The 17,511-nt window shown below is 69.0% G+C and carries 11 protein-coding genes and 1 pseudogene; 5 read left to right on the top strand and 7 right to left on the bottom strand.

Features of this window, described 5'->3' with window-relative positions:
* Positions 1–492, top strand: a pseudogene (locus NM2_RS26585) (hypothetical protein); the annotation flags it as partial.
* A 315-nt stretch (positions 493–807) separates the two neighbouring features.
* On the opposite strand, the gene NM2_RS26580 reads toward NM2_RS26585, so the two are convergent.
* Both NM2_RS26580 and NM2_RS26575 read right to left on the bottom strand, forming a co-directional pair.
* Positions 808–2,610: an acetyl/propionyl/methylcrotonyl-CoA carboxylase subunit alpha gene (locus NM2_RS26580; protein WP_067674011.1), complete on the bottom strand. Its 1,803-nt coding sequence runs from the start codon at positions 2,608–2,610 to the stop codon at positions 808–810.
* 100 nt (positions 2,611–2,710) lie between these two features.
* The gene (locus tag NM2_RS26575; RefSeq protein ID WP_067674008.1) at positions 2,711–3,628 is read right to left on the bottom strand and encodes a sulfurtransferase; all 918 of its coding nucleotides are present in this window, start codon (positions 3,626–3,628) and stop codon (positions 2,711–2,713) included.
* 161 nt (positions 3,629–3,789) lie between these two features.
* Between NM2_RS26575 and NM2_RS26570 the strand changes: the two genes are divergently transcribed.
* On the top strand, positions 3,790–4,599 hold the full coding sequence (locus NM2_RS26570) for a helix-turn-helix transcriptional regulator (protein ID WP_067674005.1): 810 nt from the start codon (positions 3,790–3,792) through the stop codon (positions 4,597–4,599).
* Here NM2_RS26570 and NM2_RS26565 read toward each other — a convergent pair.
* The 5 genes from NM2_RS26565 to NM2_RS26545 all read right to left on the bottom strand — a co-directional run bounded on the left by NM2_RS26565 (position 4,504) and on the right by NM2_RS26545 (position 9,373).
* The gene (locus NM2_RS26565) at positions 4,504–5,172 is read right to left on the bottom strand and encodes a Maf family protein (protein ID WP_067674003.1); all 669 of its coding nucleotides are present in this window, start codon (positions 5,170–5,172) and stop codon (positions 4,504–4,506) included. The genes NM2_RS26570 and NM2_RS26565 overlap by 96 nt on opposite strands.
* Position 5,173: 1 nt before the next feature.
* Positions 5,174–5,494, bottom strand: a complete 321-nt coding sequence (locus NM2_RS26560; protein WP_067674001.1) for an acyl-CoA carboxylase subunit epsilon — start codon at positions 5,492–5,494, stop codon at positions 5,174–5,176.
* Positions 5,495–5,702: 208 nt separating this feature from the next.
* A complete protein-coding gene (locus tag NM2_RS26555) occupies positions 5,703–7,343 on the bottom strand; it encodes an acyl-CoA carboxylase subunit beta (RefSeq protein ID WP_067673999.1) in 1,641 nt (546 codons plus the stop codon).
* A 175-nt stretch (positions 7,344–7,518) separates the two neighbouring features.
* Positions 7,519–8,856 carry an L-lysine 6-transaminase gene (gene lat, locus NM2_RS26550; protein WP_084531572.1) on the bottom strand — a complete coding sequence of 446 codons (1,338 nt, stop codon included), beginning with the start codon at positions 8,854–8,856 and terminating at the stop codon, positions 7,519–7,521.
* 64 nt (positions 8,857–8,920) lie between these two features.
* Positions 8,921–9,373, bottom strand: a complete 453-nt coding sequence (locus tag NM2_RS26545; protein WP_067673997.1) for an Lrp/AsnC family transcriptional regulator — start codon at positions 9,371–9,373, stop codon at positions 8,921–8,923.
* A 145-nt stretch (positions 9,374–9,518) separates the two neighbouring features.
* On the opposite strand from NM2_RS26545, the gene amaB reads away from it, so the two are divergent.
* From amaB to NM2_RS26525, 3 genes are all read left to right on the top strand, one after another.
* Complete coding sequence (gene amaB, locus NM2_RS26540; protein WP_067674053.1) at positions 9,519–10,979, top strand: L-piperidine-6-carboxylate dehydrogenase; 1,461 nt, start codon at positions 9,519–9,521, stop codon at positions 10,977–10,979.
* Positions 10,980–11,104: 125 nt separating this feature from the next.
* The gene (locus NM2_RS51895) at positions 11,105–16,435 is read left to right on the top strand and encodes an Lhr family ATP-dependent helicase (RefSeq protein WP_245718231.1); all 5,331 of its coding nucleotides are present in this window, start codon (positions 11,105–11,107) and stop codon (positions 16,433–16,435) included.
* A gap of 204 nt (positions 16,436–16,639) precedes the next feature.
* On the top strand, positions 16,640–17,389 hold the full coding sequence (locus tag NM2_RS26525) for a DNA-formamidopyrimidine glycosylase family protein (RefSeq protein ID WP_067674051.1): 750 nt from the start codon (positions 16,640–16,642) through the stop codon (positions 17,387–17,389).
* The last annotated feature ends 122 nt before the right edge of the window (positions 17,390–17,511 follow it).

The raw sequence follows: 17,511 nt of genomic DNA, 5'->3' as shown, positions 1-17,511 counted from the left end.
ACGCGCGCCATGGCGGAGGGCCGATCGGCGGACCGAGCACCGCATCCGACCCGCGTGGCTCCCGCGGCCGCCGCCCTCGTTTCGGGGCCGCGCCCGACCCGCGTCATGTCCGTACCGAATCCGGGCGACTCCGCCGACGCCGAGCCGGACATGATGCGCGCGCCCGCATCCCACCGCCCGGTGTTCACCCCGAGACTGATCCGCGTCATCGTCGCCCTGATCATCCTGGCCGTCGTCGTCTTCGCGGTGATCGCGGGCTGCACCGCCCTGCTGAGCGGCGGCGGTCTCCACGTCGTGAACCCATCCAGTCCCGGAACGACCACGTCCCAGGCCCCCGCCCCGACGTCCGAGCCCGGCGGACCGGCCCCGACGACCGTCCCGCAGATCCCCGGATTCACCTTCACCTTCCAACTCCCCGCCCCCACGTTCACCATCGCCCCGGCCCCCAGCATCGTCATCCCGACCTGGCAGTGGCCGCCCGCAGGCCAGTAACCACCCCGCAAACCGCACTCGGCGCTCCACCGCCCCGCGCCCGGGTTACAAGCGCAGACCGTCTCGATGGCAACGCCGGGCACATACCGCATCGGAGACCGGACACGACGATGACGGGCAGTTACCGAACGCGGCGTGTTCCGCCGAGTGACCGGCCGAACTCGCAGACCGCTCGGCACGAGTCACTCCGACTCGCGCCACTGTGCGAACAGTCCCGAACTTCCGGCTGGCCCACGGGAATGGCATGCCCGGTAACGCCCGAGGGCCCGTCCGCTCGGGTGAGCGGACGGGCCCTCGGGTGAGATCTGTTGTGGCCTACTTGATTTCGGCGAGGACGGTGCCCTGGGTGATGGCCGCGCCCGCTTCGATCGCCAGGCCGGTGACGACGCCGGACTTGTGCGCGTTGACCGGGTTCTCCATCTTCATGGCCTCGAGCACCACGATCAGATCGCCCGCTTCGACGGTCTGGCCCTCGGTGACGGCGACCTTGACCACGGTGCCCTGCATCGGCGCGGTGACCGAGTCACCCGAGGCCGCGGCGCCGGCGCCCGTACCGCGCTTGCGCGGCTTGGGCTTCTTGCGCACCGCACCGGCGCCGTTGCCGCCGACTCCGGCCGCAACGCCCGCACCGACGGTGAACTGGCCCGGCAGGGACACCTCGAGGCGACGCCCGCCGACCTCCACGACGACCTTCTGCCGCGGCTCTTCCTCGTCCTCGATGGGCTGACCGCCGGTGTACGGCTGGATCGGGTTGTCCCAATCGGTTTCGATCCACTTGGTGTAGACGTCGAATTTCTCGCCGTCACCGATGAACGCGGGGTTCTCGACGATGTGCTTGTGGAACGGCAGCACCGTGGCCAGGCCTTCGATCTCGTACTCGGCCAGCGCGCGCCGGGCCCGCTCCAGGGCCTGGGTGCGGTTCTCGCCGTACACGATCAGCTTGGCCAGCATCGAATCGAACTGGCCGCCGATCACGCTGCCGGCGACGACACCGGAGTCCACCCGCACACCCGGGCCCGTCGGCTCCTTGTACACGGTCACCGGGCCGGGCGCGGGCAGGAAGTTGCGGCCCGCGTCCTCACCGTTGATCCGGAACTCGAACGCGTGCCCGCGCGGGGTCGGATCCTCGGTGATCGACAGTTCGTACCCCTCGGCGATCCGGAACTGCTGACGCACCAGATCCAGGCCGGAGGTCTCCTCGGTCACCGGGTGCTCGACCTGCAGCCGGGTGTTCACCTCGAGGAAGGACACGGTGTCGCCCTGCACCAGGTACTCCACGGTGCCCGCACCGTAGTACCCGGCCTCCTTGCAGATCCGCTTGGCGGACTCGTGGATCTCCGCGCGCACCTCGTCGGTCAGGAACGGCGCGGGGGCCTCCTCGACCAGCTTCTGGAACCGCCGCTGCAGCGAGCAGTCGCGCGTGCCCGCGACCACGACGTTGCCGTGCTTGTCCGCGATCACCTGCGCCTCGACGTGCCGCGCCTTGTCCAGGTACTGCTCCACGAAGCACTCGCCGCGCCCGAACGCCGCGGTCGCCTCACGCGTCGCGGACTCGAACAGCTCGGGAATCTCCTCGACGGTGTGCGCGACCTTCATCCCGCGCCCGCCACCACCGAACGCGGCCTTGATCGCGACCGGAACGCCGTACTGCTTCGCGAACTCCACGACCTCCGCGGCGTCCTTCACCGGGTCCTTGGTGCCCGCGGCCATCGGCGCGTTCGCCCGCTCGGCGATGTGCCGGGCGGTGACCTTGTCACCCAGGTCCCGGATCGACTGCGGCGACGGGCCGATCCAGATCAGGCCCGCGTCCAGCACCGCCTGCGCGAAATCAGCGTTCTCGGACAGGAATCCGTATCCGGGATGGATCGCGTCGGCACCCGACTTCGCCGCCGCGTCGAGGATCTTGTCGAACACCAGGTACGACTCGGCCGAGGTCTGCCCGCCCAGGGCGAACGCCTCGTCGGCAAGCTTCACGAACGGCGCGTCGGCGTCCGGCTCCGCGTACACCGCGACACTGGCGATACCGGCATCCTTGGCGGCCCGGATCACGCGCACGGCAATCTCGCCCCGGTTCGCTACGAGGACCTTAGTGATCTGCGCGTTGGCATGGTTGGGCACTGAGCCTCCTGTGCTCTGAATTCTTTCGTCTCGGGCGAGTGTAGGCACTCTGCCAATAGAACCCGAACCCGGGCCGCGCTACCGAACGGTAGGAGAGCCTTCAGATCCCGGGCGCCACGGCCGTATCCGGCATCGATATCACCGGCCCCGGTTCAGCGCCCTTGACGATGGGCGTGCGCACCGAATTCCCCCATTCGGTCCACGAACCGTCGTAGTTTCGCACATTCGCCAGACCGAGCAGAAAGGTGAGCACGAACCAGGTGTGCGCGGCCCGCTCGCCGATGCGGCAGTAGACGATCGTCTCCTCATCGGCCGGGATTCCCGCGTAGATCCGATCCAGTTCGGCTCGCGAGCGGAAGCGCCCGTCCGCGCCGACCGCCGAGTTCCACGGGACGCTCACCGCCGTCGGGATGTGCCCGGCGCGCAGGGTCTGTTCGTCCGGACGGTCGTAAATCCGATCGAGTTCACCCGAGTACTCCTCGGCCGTGCGCACATCGATCAGCGGACGGCCCAGATGCCCTCGCACATCGTCCCGGAAGGCCCGCGCCACGCTGTCGTCGCGCTCGACGACCGGATACTCCCCCAGGCCGACCGCGGGCACCTCGAACGTGGTGTCGCGCGCCTCGGAGATCCAGGCGTCGCGCCCGCCGTCCAGCAGCCGCACGTCGACGTGGCCGAACAGGGCGAAGACCCACGCGGTGGCCGCGGCGGTGCCATTGCCCTTGTCTCCGTAGACAACCACGGTATCTTCACGCAAAATACCCTTCGCCCGCATCAATTCGGCGAAACGCACACCGTCGACGACGTCCCGGGTCAGCGGATCGGTAAGCTCGGCGCGCCAGTCGATCTTGATGGCACCGGGCACATGTCCGATGTCGTAGAGCAGGACGTCGTCGTCGGACTCGACGATCTTGAGCCCCGGCACACCGATGTTTGCCGACAGCCACTGCGTGGTTACCAATCGGTGAGGGTGTGCGTACGAGCCGAAAGAAGGATGAGGGTCCGAGGCGACGGGCACGGTGATTGGTCCTTCAGGCGTGATAGACGGTGGTCGAGCGGTTCCGTTCCGATGGTAAGCGCGAAGCCTTACAACAACTGGTCTCCCAGTCGCGAATCGGATGAATGAGCGAATAAGTCGCAGCCTCATCCGATAAAGTCTCCCGGGAGGAGGGGTGAGCTATGTCCGATTCTTGGCCGCGACGGCGTCTGCTTGCGATCCTACGCGGCGCCAGCGAGCCTCTCGATGCCCAACAACTCGCCAGAGTCACCGGGCAGCACGTCACGACGGTCCGATTCCACCTCGACGTGCTCACCCGGGAGTCGCTCGTGCGGCAGTTCCAGCAGCCGCCACGTGGGCGCGGCCGCCCGCGGATCGGATACAGCGCCGTCCAGCGATCGGTCAGCTACCAGGACCTGGCCCAGGTGCTGGCCGATCAGCTCGGCAGTGATCCACGTCGCCGGGCGGAGGCCGCCATGGCCGCCGGACGCGCCTGGGGCGCCAAGCTGGATACGCTCGAGCAGCCGATCGAGAGTCTCGAGGACGCCCGGAGCGTGATCGTCGGCGCGATGTCCGAACTCGGCTTCGCACCCGAACGCGAGAGCGGCCCCGAACCCGATGATCAGGCGCTGGTCCGGATGACCGGCTGCCCGCTGCGGGAACTGGCCCGCACCCATTCGGAGGTGGTGTGCGGCGTGCACATGGGTCTGCTGCGCGAGGCGCTGGACCGCAACGGCGCGCAGGATACGGTGAACGTGCGACTGCACCCGTTCGTGGGGCCGGAACTGTGTGTGGCGCGCCTGGAGGCGGTGCAGGATTCGCTGGTGCCCGATCCCGCCGCGCACCCCGACGCGCCGACGGGCGCGGCCGAACCGCGGATCGCCGCGGCGACCCAGTCAGCCAGCCGCGTCGGCCCCCAGCTGCGCCCCGCCGACCCACAACTGCGTCACGGCGACCCCCACGTCGGCAAGCAGTCGACGAACCAGCGGTAGGCCGATCCCGATGACGCTGGACGGATCGCCGTCGATGCGGTCCACGAACCAGCCGCCCCGCCCGTCCAGGGTGAACGCCCCGGCCACCTGCAAGGGCTCACCGGTGGCGATGTAGGCGTCCAGCTCGGCGGCGTCGGGCGCGGTGAAATGCACGGTGGTGCCGGTGCAGTCCGCCGCCTCGGCGACGATCCGCGACTCGCGCACCCGCAGCACACAGTGCCCGGTCAGCAGATCGGCACTGCGCCCGGCCATCACGGCCCAGCGCTTGCGCGCCGCCTCGGGAGTCAGCGGTTTGCCCTGCAACTCGCCGTCGACCAGCAGCATCGAATCACAGCCCACGACAACGCAATCGGCGACGACGTCGGCGGCCTCGGCGATCAGCGCGGCGGCCACCGCCTCGGCCTTGGCCCGCGCGAGGGCGCAGACCACGCCCTCGGGGGCGGTACCGGCGGGCAGGGCTGCCGCGACGGCGTCCTCGTCCACATGGGAGACCCGCACCACCGGATCCAGCCCCGCCGATCGCAACACCTGCAGCCGGGCAGGCGAGGCCGACCCGAGTACGAAACCTGTCACGTCAGTCGCGCAAGTGCGACAGGAAGGGGAAGGCGTACGGCGAGAACGGCATCGCGCCACGGTGCATCATGGTCGGCTTGCCCCACAGATCCACGGGCCCGGACTGCGCGGGCGCGGCGGAGGCGGCGCTCGCGGCGGCCGCGAACACGCACACCACAGCGGCGATCTCCGCGTCGGTGGGTGAGCCCTTCAGAATCCGGATGTCCGGTCCCGCGCTCGATTCGGACTCGGCCACGACCGGCTCCACCGTGCCGACGACCTCGTCGACCGACAGAGCCAATTCAGCGGCGCGAAGGACCTCTTCATCAGCCACAGCCGTCACAGCGCCAGCTCCTCCTGTATTCCTGTGCCGGACCGAAAGACCCGGCGTCCGGGGTCCGGAGCGGTTCCGGAAGCCTCGAACGGTATTCCTTGTGGCTCTCGTGTTCCTGAAAGCCGACTCTTCTATCTTTGCTCGGACGCGCCGCTCGCGCGGCGAGTGTAGGACGTCTCACAGAAAGTGTGCGCCCCGCGCTGGACATATCGTCGAATCAGAGCGGAATGTTGCCGTGCTTTTTGGGCGGCAGAGCAACCATCTTCCGCTCCAGCAGTCGCAGCGCCGAAACAATTTGACCGCGAGTATGTGACGGCGGAATGACCGCGTCGACGTAGCCGCGCTCGGCGGCCACGTATGGGTTGACCAGCGTGTCCTCGTATTCGTTCTGCAGTTCGAGGCGCAGCGCGTCCACGTCGGCCCCTTCGGCGGCGGCCTGCTGCAACTTCTTGCGGTACACGAAACCGACCGCGCCCGAGGCGCCCATGACCGCGATCTGCGCGGTCGGCCACGCCAGGTTGACGTCCGCGCCCATGTGCTTGGAGCCCATCACGTCGTACGCGCCGCCGTACGCCTTGCGGGTGATGACGGTGATCTTGCCGACGGTCGCCTCGCCGTACGCGTACAGCAGCTTGGCGCCACGGCGGATGATGCCGTTGTACTCCTGGTCGGTGCCCGGCAGGAAGCCCGGGACGTCGACCAGGGTGATGATCGGAATGTTGAACGCGTCACAGGTGCGCACGAAACGCGCGGCCTTCTCCGAGGCGTCGATGTCCAGGCATCCGGCGAAGTAGGTGGGCTGGTTCGCGACGAATCCGACGCTGCGGCCGTCGATCCGGGCGAACCCGATGATGATGTTCTGCGCCCGCTCGGCCTGCACCTCGAGGAATTCGTCGTCGTCGACCAGGCGACGGATCACCTCGTGCATGTCGTACGGCTGATTCGGCGAGTCCGGCACGAGGGTGTCGAGCTCGAGGTCCTCCTCGGTCAGCGAGTCCTCGATCGCGCCGTCGACCGGGTCGGTGGGCGCGAAGCGCGGGGCCTCGGCGCGGTTGTTGCTGGGCAGGTAGCTCAGCAGATCCTTGACGTAGTCCAGCGCGTCCTGCTCGCCCGAGGCGACGTAGTGCGCGGTACCCGACTTCACCATGTGGGTGTGCGCGCCGCCCAGCTCCTCCATGGTGACCTCTTCACCGGTGACGGTCTTGATCACGTCCGGGCCGGTGATGAACATCTGGCTGGTCTGATCGACCATGACGACGAAGTCGGTCAGCGCCGGGGAGTACACGTGCCCGCCCGCGGCCGCACCCATGATCAGCGAGATCTGCGGGATGACGCCCGACGCCTGGATGTTGCGGTGGAAGATCTCGCCGTACAGGCCGAGCGAGACCACGCCCTCCTGAATACGCGCGCCCGCGCCGTCGTTGATGCCGATCAGCGGGCGGCCGGTCTTGATGGCCAGGTCCATGACCTTGACGATCTTCTCGCCGTAGACCTCGCCGAGCGAGCCGCCGAAGACGGTGACGTCCTGGGAGAAGATGCACACGTCACGGCCGTCGATGGTGCCGTAGCCGGTCACCACGCCGTCGCCCAGCGGGCGGTTGTGCTCCAGGCCGAAGTTGACGCTGCGGTGCCGGGCCAGGGCGTCCATCTCGACGAACGAGCCCTCGTCCAGCAGGGCCAGAATCCGCTCGCGGGCGGTCATCTTGCCCTTGGCGTGCACCTTGTCCACGGCGGCCTCACCCATCGGGTGCTTGGCCTCTTCCAGCCGATTGCGCAGATCAGCCAGTTTGCCGGCGGTGGTGTGGATATCGGGGGAGCCCGCCGACCCCGGCGTTGGCTGCTGCTGGACACTCGTCATGTCCCGGAGTGTAGCCAGTACCGGTGTCGCACGGAATTCCAGTAGGGGCTACTGATGGGTACCCTTATTGGCTGTTCGCCAGTTGAAAACCCCTGATGAAATGCGGTGACAGCGACCGAAAACCGCCCGGGGAAGAGTGGAAAAAAATCACAATCGGGCCGCCCGGAGCCACCGGTCAGCGCAACACCCGATCGATCGCGTCGACCGCGCTGTCCAACTCGTCGGCGGTCACCGTCAGCGCCGGGCGGAATCGGATGCCGCGTTCGCCGGTGCCCAGCAGCAGTACGCGCTCGTCTTCCCGCAGCCGGGTCACGACCGCATCGCGCAGCTCCGCCGTGTCCAGCGTGATCGCGCACAGCAGGCCGCGTCCGCGCGGATCGCTCACTCGCGGATGACGATCGGCCAGCGCGACGAGCCGGTCGAGCAGATGCGCGCCGAGGCGGGCCGCCCGTTCGGCCAGGCCGTCGCGCTCGATCACCTCGAGGATGCGGCGGGCGCGCACCATGTCGGCGAGATTGCCGCCCCAGGTGGAGTTCAGCCGCGAACTCACGGCGAAGACGTTGTCGGGGACCTCGTCCACGCGACCGCCCGCCATGATGCCGCAGACCTGGGTCTTCTTGCCGAAGGCGACGATATCGGGCGTCAGGCCGAGCTGTTCGTACGCCCAGCGGCTGCCGGTGGCCGCGACGCCGGTCTGCACCTCGTCCAGGACGAACAGCGCGTCGAATTCGCGGCACATCGCCTGCATCGCCTGCAGGAATCGGGGCCGCATATGCCGGTCGCCGCCCTCGCCCTGGATCGGTTCGGCCAGGAAACACGCGATATCGTGCGGATTCTCGGTGAAGGCGGCGCGCGCCCGGTCCAGCGCGTGCGCCTCGGCGGCCTCGATGTCCACATCATGGGCCAGATAAGGGGTCTCGATCCGCGGCCACGCGAATTTCGGGAAACGGTCGATCTTGACCGGATCCGTGTTGGTCAGCGACATCGTGTATCCGGTGCGCCCGTGGAACGCTCCGGTCAGATGTAGCACCTTCGTGCCGAGATCCGCTGCGCGCCCGTGCATTTCGTTGTGCCGGCTCTTCCAGTCGAAGGCCGCCTTGAGCGCGTTCTCCACCGCGAGCCCACCGCCGTCGATGAAGAACAGATGCGGCAGTGCGGGATCGCCGAGCACGCGGGCGAAAGTGTCTATGAAACGGGCCATCTCGACGGTGTAGACATCGGAGTTGCTCGGCTTGTTCAGTGCCGCGGTGAGCAGCTCGGCCCGGAAGCGTTCGTCCTCGACCAGGGCGGGGTGGTTCATCCCCAGGGCCGAGGAGGCGAAGAATCCGAACATGTCCAGATAGGTCGTGCCGTCGCGGGCGTCCACGAGCCGGCGGCCGTGCGATCGGACCGGATCCAGGACCAGGTCGAACCCGTCGGCCAGGATGTTCGCGCGCAGGATCTCATGCACCCTTTCGGGGGTGACCAGCGGCGCGTCAGCTACCACCCCGGGGCGCTCCAGTTCTAGGGTCACCCCTCAAGGTTACGTAAATTTTTAAGCGTTCTCTACGGATTGCCGTAGAAGTTACGATCAGACATTACTTGTCATAGAATGTCTGCAAAATAATGGTGCTTCGTGTCCGAACGTTGGCCGTCGCGCGGATCTCCTGCAACAGCTGCTCCAGATGCCGGGGCGAGGCCACCCGCACCAGCAGGACGTAGCTCTCCTCGCCCGCCACCGAATGACACGCCTCGATTCCGGGGACGTGCCGCAGCAGAGCCGGGGCATCATCGGGCTGGGACGGGTCGAGAGGAGTGATCGCGACGAATGCCGACAGCAGCTGCCCCAGCGCCTCCGGATCGATCTTGGCGGTGTATCCCTGGATCACGCCCCGCGCCTCGAGGCGGCGCACCCTGGACTGCACCGCGGACACCGACAGGTTGGCCTTCTCCGCGAGGTTGGACAGCGTGGCGCGGCCGTCCTCGGTCAGCTCGCGGATCAATAGTCGATCGATCTCGTCCAGAACAGATTTCGCCGGTGCATCCGCCATCTGCGAAGGCTAACCCAGCGATTCGGACTCGTGGCCGGAACCACGGCCGCTGCCATACACCCGCACCCCTACGGAGGTACCCATGACACGTGCCGCATCCGTCGTCGGCGATCCGACCGCCCGCGCCGAAGGACTCCTGTCGAGCATGGGCGTCACCCCGCCCGCACCCGGCTCGCTGAGTGCGCGAACACCGATCACCGGCGGCACCCTGACCACTCTCGCGCCGAGTGCCGACGCGGACGTCGACGCCGCGATCGCGAAGGCCGCCAACGCTTTTCACACCTGGCGCACGGTGCCCGCGCCGCAGCGCGCCGCGGTGGTGCGGCGGCTGGGCGAGCTGCTGCGCGAGCACCTGCACGAGCTGGGCGAGCTGGTCACCCTGGAGGCGGGCAAGATCGGCGCGGAGGCCCGCGGCGAGGTGCAGGAGATGATCGACGTCTGCGAATTCGCGCTGGGCCTGTCGCGACAGCTGTACGGGCGCACCATGGCCTCCGAACGTCCGGGGCATCGGCTCATGGAGACCTGGCATCCGCTCGGTGTGGTCGGGGTGCTGTCGGCCTTCAACTTTCCGGTGGCGGTCTGGTCGTGGAATACCGCCATAGCGCTGGTCTGCGGTGACACCGTGGTCTGGAAGCCTTCGGAGACAACGCCGTTGACGGCACTGGCCTGCCATGCGCTGGTGCGGCGCGCGGCGCTCGACGTGGGCGCGGATCCGGAGATCCATCAGCTGATCCAGGGTGCCGCCGACGTCGGGGAGCGCCTGGTGGACGACGAGCGGGTCGCCCTGGTCAGCGCGACGGGATCGGTGCGGATGGGCCGCGCGGTGGGCCCGCGGGTGGCGGCTCGGTTCGGCCGCTGCCTGCTGGAGCTGGGCGGTAACAACGCGGCGATCGTCACCCCGTCGGCCGATCTGGAATTGACCACGCGCGCAGTGGTTTTCAGTGCGGCGGGCACCGCTGGGCAACGCTGCACCACATTGCGGCGGGTGATCGCGCACAGGGACGTCGCCGGGCCGTTGACCGACAGGCTGTGCGGCGCGTATCACCAACTGCGCGTTGGTGATCCGCTCGACGACGGGGTGCTGGTCGGCCCGCTGATCAACGGTCGGGCCTACACCTCCATGCAGGACGCGCTCGCCCGCGCCCTCGCCGACGGGGGTGAATTGCTGTGCGGCGGTGAGCGTGTCATCGTCAACGGCGAGGAGTCCTACTACGTGCGCCCGGCCATCGTGCGCATGCCCGCGCAGACCGAGGTGGTGCGCGAGGAGACCTTCGCACCCATCCTGTACGTCCTGGCCTACGACGATCTCGACGACGCGATCACCCTGCACAACCAGGTCCCCCAGGGCCTGTCCTCCGCGGTGTTCACCCGCGACCAGCGCGAAGCCGAACGATTCCTCGCCGCCGACGGCTCGGACTGCGGCATCGCCAACATCAACATCGGCACCTCGGGCGCGGAGATCGGCGGCGCGTTCGGCGGCGAGAAGCACACCGGCGGCGGCCGCGAATCGGGTTCGGACTCCTGGAAGGCGTACATGCGCCGCGCCACGAACACGATCAACTACTCCACCGAGCTCCCGCTCGCGCAGGGCATCGAGTTCGGCTGAGCGAAACGGAGCTTTCTCCGGCCGTGCCGCGGCCGTTGCGGGTTTCGGTACCCATGTCCGCGCCTCGCACCCGTTCCACATGCGGTTCGGGCAGGGTGTCGGTGGCGGAGTGCAGACTGAAGCGCATGGATCAGTTCTCCCGGCCTACGCAGGAGTGGTTCGACGGCGCGTTTCCCGCGCCGACGGCCGCTCAGCTGGGCGCATGGCGTGCGATTGCCGCCGGGGAGCACACGCTGGTCATCGCGCCGACCGGGTCCGGGAAGACGCTGTCGGCGTTTCTGTGGGCGATCGACCAGCTCGCGGGGCGACCTCCGTCGCGGGAGGCGGGCGGTACCAGCGTGTTGTACATCTCACCGCTCAAGGCGCTGGCGGTGGACGTCGAGCGCAATCTGCGCGCACCGCTGGTCGGCGTCACGCAGACCGCCGAGCGGCTGGGGCTGCCCGCACCGGAGATCAGCGTCGGGGTCCGCTCGGGCGATACCACCGCGGCGGCGCGCAGATCGCTGCAGCGCACCCCGCCGGACATTCTGATCACCACCCCCGAATCGCTGTTCCTGATGCTCACCTCGGCCGCGCGGGAGACGTTGCGCTCGGTGCACACCGTCATCGTGGACGAGGTGCACGCCATCGCCGGCTCCAAACGCGGTGCGCACCTGGCACTTTCGCTGGCCCGGTTGGACGGGCTGACCGAGCGTCCCGCGCAGCGGATCGGGCTGTCCGCCACCGTGCGGCCACCGGAGGAGGTCGGCCGGTTCCTGGTCGGCCGCGCGCCGATCACCATCGTGGCCCCGCCCGCACCGAAGACCTTCGATCTGTCGGTGCGGGTGCCGGTGGCGGATATGACCGAGCCGGATCCGGCCGGTGATTCGGATCAGCCCGGTTCGATCTGGCCGCACGTCGATTCGGCGATCGTGGATCTCGTTCTGGCACACCGGTCCTCGATCGTCTTCGCCAATTCGCGGCGGCTGGCCGAACGGCTCACCGCCCGATTGAACGAGTCCTACGCCGAACGCGTCGGGGCGAGCGACGAGATCCCGGAGACATCGACGTCCCCCGAACCGGCTCGGCGCACTCCCGCGCTGCTGGGCGCGACCTCGGATGTCAATCACGGCAGCGCGGCGCTGCTGGCCCGCGCCCATCACGGGTCGGTGAGCAAGGAGCAGCGCGCCATCATCGAGGACGACCTCAAGACCGGTCGGCTGCGCTGTGTGGTCGCCACGAGCAGTCTCGAACTCGGAATCGATATGGGTGCGGTCGACCTCGTGGTGCAGGTGGAGGCGCCGCCCTCGGTGGCCAGCGGCCTACAGCGCGTCGGGCGGGCCGGGCATCAGGTCGGCGAGATCTCCCGCGGCGTCATCTTTCCCAAACACCGCACCGACGTGATCCACTGCGCGGTCGCCTCGATGCGCATGACCGCCGGTCAGATCGAACAGCTGCGCATTCCCGCGCATCCGCTGGATATTCTGGCCCAGCAGACCGTCGCGGCCTGCGCCCTGGATCCGATCGACGTGGACACCTGGTTCGACATCGTCCGCAGCACGGGAAGCTATGCGACGCTGCCGCGTTCGGCCTACGAATCGGTGCTGGATCTGCTGTCCGGGCGCTACCCCTCGGACGAGTTCGCCGAGTTGCGCCCGCGCGTCGTGTGGGACCGCGATGCGGGCACGCTGACCGGGCGTCCGGGGGCGCAGCGCCTTGCGGTCACCTCCGGCGGCGCGATTCCGGATCGCGGCCTGTTCCCGGTGTTCATGGTGGGCGAGAAGGCTTCCCGCGTCGGCGAACTCGACGAGGAGATGGTGTACGAGTCCCGGGTCGGGGATGTCTTCGCCCTCGGCGCGACCAGTTGGCGCATCGAGGAGATCACCCACGACCGAGTCCTGGTCACCCCCGCCTTCGGCCTCCCGGGCCGACTCCCATTCTGGCACGGCGATTCCCTGGGCCGCCCGGCCGAATTGGGTACTGCCCTGGGCGAATTCGTGCGTACAGCCGGTCAGGCGATCGAACGCGCGCCCGAGGCCAGGATCGACGCACTGCTCGGCGCCGCGGCATCACCCGGCCCGATCTATTCCTCCCCCCCGGACTCGACCGCCCAGGCCTTCCCCGAATCCACATCATCGAGCGGCTCACAGCGCCGCGACACGTCGGCGGGTGTCAACGACATACAGGCACCCGCGTCCGCCGCACGGTCGGGTTCCGCCGCGCACTCGCGCTCCTCGGAGCTGTCGCCATCCGACGGCGCTGCCACCGAGCACCGGTCCGGGAACTCCGGTTCCGCCGAATCCGTATCGTCCGGCCGATCATCGCGGCGCGGTACAGCGCCGGACGACGGCGGATCGGCGGATTCGCATCGCGAGCACGCCGGTGCGACAGGCGGCCGGGCGAGCAGTTCGTCCCGCCGCAAGGGCCGAGGCGTCACCGATCTCGACGACCTCGGGAATATCGTCCACGCCGCCGGGCTCGACGATTTCGCCACCGCCAATCTGGTTGCGCTGCTGCGGGATCAGCGGTCGGCGACAGGGCATCTGCCGACCGATCGAACGTTGCTGGTGGAGCGGTTCCGCGATGAGCTCGGTGATTGGCGGGTGGTGTTGCATTCGCCGTACGGGTTGCCGGTGCACGCGCCGTGGGCGCTGGCGGTGGGCGCGCGGCTGCGTGAGCGCTTCGGAGTGGACGCCGCACCGCAGGCCTCGGACGACGGGATCGTGGTGCGCCTGCCCGACACCACCGACGACCCGCCGGGTGCGGATCTGTTCGTCTTCGAACCGGACGAGATCGATGACGTGGTGACCGAACAGGTCGGCGGCTCGGCGCTGTTCGCGTCCAGGTTCCGGGAGTGCGCGGCGCGGGCGCTGCTGCTGCCGCGCCGCGATCCGGGCCGCCGCGCACCACTGTGGCAGCAGCGCCAGCGCGCGGCGCAACTGCTGGATGTGGCGCGCAAGTTCCCGGATTTCCCGATCCTGCTGGAGACCGCGCGCGAATGCCTGCAGGACGTCTACGACCTGTTCTCCCTGCGCGAATTGCAGACCGGGATCGCCCACCGCAAGCTGCGACTGGTCGAGGTCGAGACCGCCACGCCCTCACCGTTCGCCAATGCCCTGCTGTTCGACTACATCGCCCAGTTCATGTACGAGGGCGACAGCCCGCTGGCCGAACGGCGTGCCGCGGCGTTGTCGCTGGACTCGGGACTGCTGGCCGAACTGCTCGGCCGGGTGGAACTGCGGGAATTGCTCGACGCCGCGGTACTCGAGCTCACCGAACGCGAGTTGCAGCGCCTGACTCCCGAACGCCAGGCCCGCGACGCCGAGGCGCTGGCGGATCTGCTGCGTCTGCTGGGCCCGCTGACCCCCGACGAGGCGGCGCGGCGATGCACCGCCGATCCCGAGCCGTGGTTCGCCGAACTCGCGCGAGCCCGTCGCGCCCTGGCGGTTTCCTATGCCGGGCAGCAGTGGTGGGTGGCGATCGAGGACGCCGCGCGGCTGCGCGACGCCCTGGGGGTGCCGCTGCCGATCGGGGTTCCGGCGGCCTTCATCGAGCCGGTCGCCGATCCGCTGGGCGATCTGGTCGGCCGGTACGCGCGCACGCACGGCCCGTTCGGGCTGGAGGCGCTGGCCCGCCGATTCGGCATCGGCCCCGCTGTGGCGGCGACCGCCCTGCATCGGCTCGCCGCCGAAAAGCGGGTCGTGGAAGGCGAATTCACCCCCGGCTCGGCCGGTACGGAATGGTGTGACACCCAGGTGCTGCGCAGGTTGCGGCGGCGCTCGCTGGCCGCGGCGCGCAAGGAGATCGAACCCGTCGCGACCACCGCCTTCGCCCGATTCCTGCCCGCCTGGCAGCAGGTGGGCACCGGTCAGCTGCGCGGCGTCGACGGCGTGGCCGCGGTCGTGGAACAGCTTGCGGGCGTACCGATTCCGGCCTCGGCATGGGAGTCCCTGATCCTGCCCGCCCGGGTACCCGACTACTCACCCGCCATGCTGGACGAGCTGATGTCCACCGGCGAGGTCATCTGGTCCGGCCACGGCTCCCTCACCGCCAAGGACGGCTGGATCGCCATGCACCCCACCGACCAGGCCTCCCTCACCCTCCCCCCGCCCGACGACATCGACCTCACCGAAACCCAGATCCAACTCCTGCTGGCCCTGGGCGCCACCGTCATCCCGCAACCATCCCGCGACAGCCCGCCTTCGCCCGACACGGCCCCGGAATCGCTCACCGATCGCCCCGGCCGACAGAATTCGGCGAAGGCCCCGGCACGGAACTCGAACGCACGCAGCCCCCAGGTGACTGATTCCACCGATGACTCGAACCGCGGACCAGGCGCACACAGACGCGCTCTCCCGACCGGTTCTCCCAGCGCGGCGGGCAGGCGGCCCCCCGATACTCCCGCCGAGGAGCTGGACAATGGGCACGCCGCGACACCGCAGAATTCCCGGACCAGCACCCCCGGGCCAGCGAACGATCCGGCACAGAGCGCGGATCATGCGGCAGCGCAACCGATGCGGGCCCAAGTAGTGCCGTCGGCCGGCGGGGCGTACTTCTTCCGGCAGCTCTCCGATGCCACCGGACGGCTCGATGACGCGGCGGTGGCGGCCGCACTGTGGGAGCTGGTGTGGGCCGGACACGTCGCCGGTGACACCTTCGCGCCGGTGCGGGCGCTGCTGTCCGGGACCGCGCGCAGCACCACCACGCATCGCACACCCCGGCGCACGCCACGCGGGCGGACGTATCTGCCGCGGGCGAATATGCCCTCGCGCACGGGGCCGCCGACCGTGGCCGGGCGCTGGTCGCTGCTACCGGAACGAGTGGCGGACAATACGATTCGCGCACACGCCACGGCCGATCTGCTGCTGGAACGGTACGGGGTGCTGACCCGGGGTTCGGTTCAGGGCGAACAGGTTCCGGGCGGATTCGCGCTGATGTACCGCGTGCTCACCGAATTCGAGGACCGCGGCCGGTGCCGCCGCGGCTACTTCATCGATTCGCTCGGCGGTGCGCAGTTCTCCACGACCGACGTGGTGGACCGGCTGCGTTCCTTCGACACCGAACGATCCGCCGAATTCGAACGCGCACAACGTGCTTCGGATACCGCCCTGGCGCTGGCCGCCTGCGACCCCGCCAACCCCTACGGCGCGGCGCTGCCCTGGCCGAAGGGCGCGACCGAGGGCGCGGGACATCGGCCCGGGCGCAAGGCGGGCGCACTCGTGGTCCTGGTGGACGGCGAACTCACCCTCTACCTGGAACGCGGCGGCAAGACCCTGCTGACCTTCACCGAGGACCCGAACCAGCGCACCCGCGCCGCCACCGCGCTGGCCGCGCTGGTGCACGACCGCCACGTCGACTCACTGGTCGTGGAACGCGTGGACGGAGATTCCGTGCACGGCAACACCTTCGCCGCTTTCCTCACCGAAGCCGGTTTCGCCGTCACACCCCGCGGCTTCCGCTTACGGAGCCGACCCTGAGCGCGCACGGCCGAACCGGTAGTCCGCGGCACCCGGTCCTTCGGCACATCAGCGGCGGATCGGGACGTGTGAGGAGATCCGAGCCATCGGGTGCGGCACCCCGCCCGGAGCCGGAGTGCGCACGGCGCCCGAGGTACACAGCGCGACGAGAACGCATCCGGGCATCGCGACACGACGGAGATCGATCACCCGGCGGGGGCCACCATGCCCGAGGGTGACACCGTTTTCCGGACCGCGGCGAGACTACGGACAGCGTTGGCTGGAAAGACGTTGGTACGCAGCGATTTCCGCGTCCCGCGTTATGCGACGCTGGATCTGGCCGGACAAACCGTCGAGGAGGTCGGCAGTTACGGCAAACATCTGTTCGTGCGGACCCCGACGATCAGCGTTCACACGCACCTGAAAATGGAGGGTGAGTGGCGGGTGTTCGCCCAAGGTCAGCGCTGGACCAAACCGGCGTTCACCGCGCGGCTGATCCTCGCCACCGCCGAGGCCGAGGCCGTCGGCTTCGCATTGGGAACCGTGGAGGTGCTGCGGCGCGAGCAGGAACACACCGTCCTGGACCGGCTCGGCCCGGATCTGCTCGGCCCGAATTGGGATGCGGCCGAGGCGGTTCGCCGCTTGGCCGCCGAACCGGACCGCCCGATCGGCCTGGCCCTGCTCGACCAGCGCAATCTGGCCGGAATCGGCAATATCTTCCGCAGCGAGATCTGTTTCGTGGAACGCGTCGACCCGCGACGCCCGGTCGGCTCGGTGCCCGACCTGCCCAGCCTGGTCGATCGCGCCCATCGAATCCTGCACTCCGCCGCACACGATCCGCCCTGGCGACCGTACGTCTACCGCCGCAATCGCCAACCGTGCCGCCGCTGCGGCACCACCCTCACCCTGACGCTCGTCGGCGATGGCCCGGACAGCGAACGCGCGATCTACTTCTGCACCGGCTGCCAGGAGTGAACCCGGCACTCGCACATCTCCCCCACGACGCGCCCGTCCACTGCACAGTGATGTTTGCCACTCAATAGCTAATATCTCGTTCAGCCCGTACGACATCCCAGTCGATGGGAAAACACGAGACG

The organism is Nocardia miyunensis NBRC 108239, from assembly GCF_001613065.1.
GTDB classification, from domain to species: domain Bacteria; phylum Actinomycetota; class Actinomycetes; order Mycobacteriales; family Mycobacteriaceae; genus Nocardia; species Nocardia miyunensis.
Note: the sequence above shows the minus strand (reverse complement) of the source record. Positions and strands in the feature narration are given on the sequence as shown.

Bases quoted from the DNA above. Each gene is read 5' to 3' on its own strand.
- NM2_RS26570 (WP_067674005.1), top strand. From the start codon at position 3,790: ATGTCCGATTCTTGGCCGCGACGGCGTCTGCTTGCGATCCTACGCGGC.
- NM2_RS26555 (WP_067673999.1), bottom strand. From the start codon at position 7,343: ATGACGAGTGTCCAGCAGCAGCCAACGCCGGGGTCGGCGGGCTCCCCC.
- NM2_RS26545 (WP_067673997.1), bottom strand. From the start codon at position 9,373: ATGGCGGATGCACCGGCGAAATCTGTTCTGGACGAGATCGATCGACTA.
- amaB (WP_067674053.1), top strand. From the start codon at position 9,519: ATGGGCGTCACCCCGCCCGCACCCGGCTCGCTGAGTGCGCGAACACCG.
- NM2_RS51895 (WP_245718231.1), top strand. From the start codon at position 11,105: ATGGATCAGTTCTCCCGGCCTACGCAGGAGTGGTTCGACGGCGCGTTT.
- NM2_RS26525 (WP_067674051.1), top strand. From the start codon at position 16,640: ATGCCCGAGGGTGACACCGTTTTCCGGACCGCGGCGAGACTACGGACA.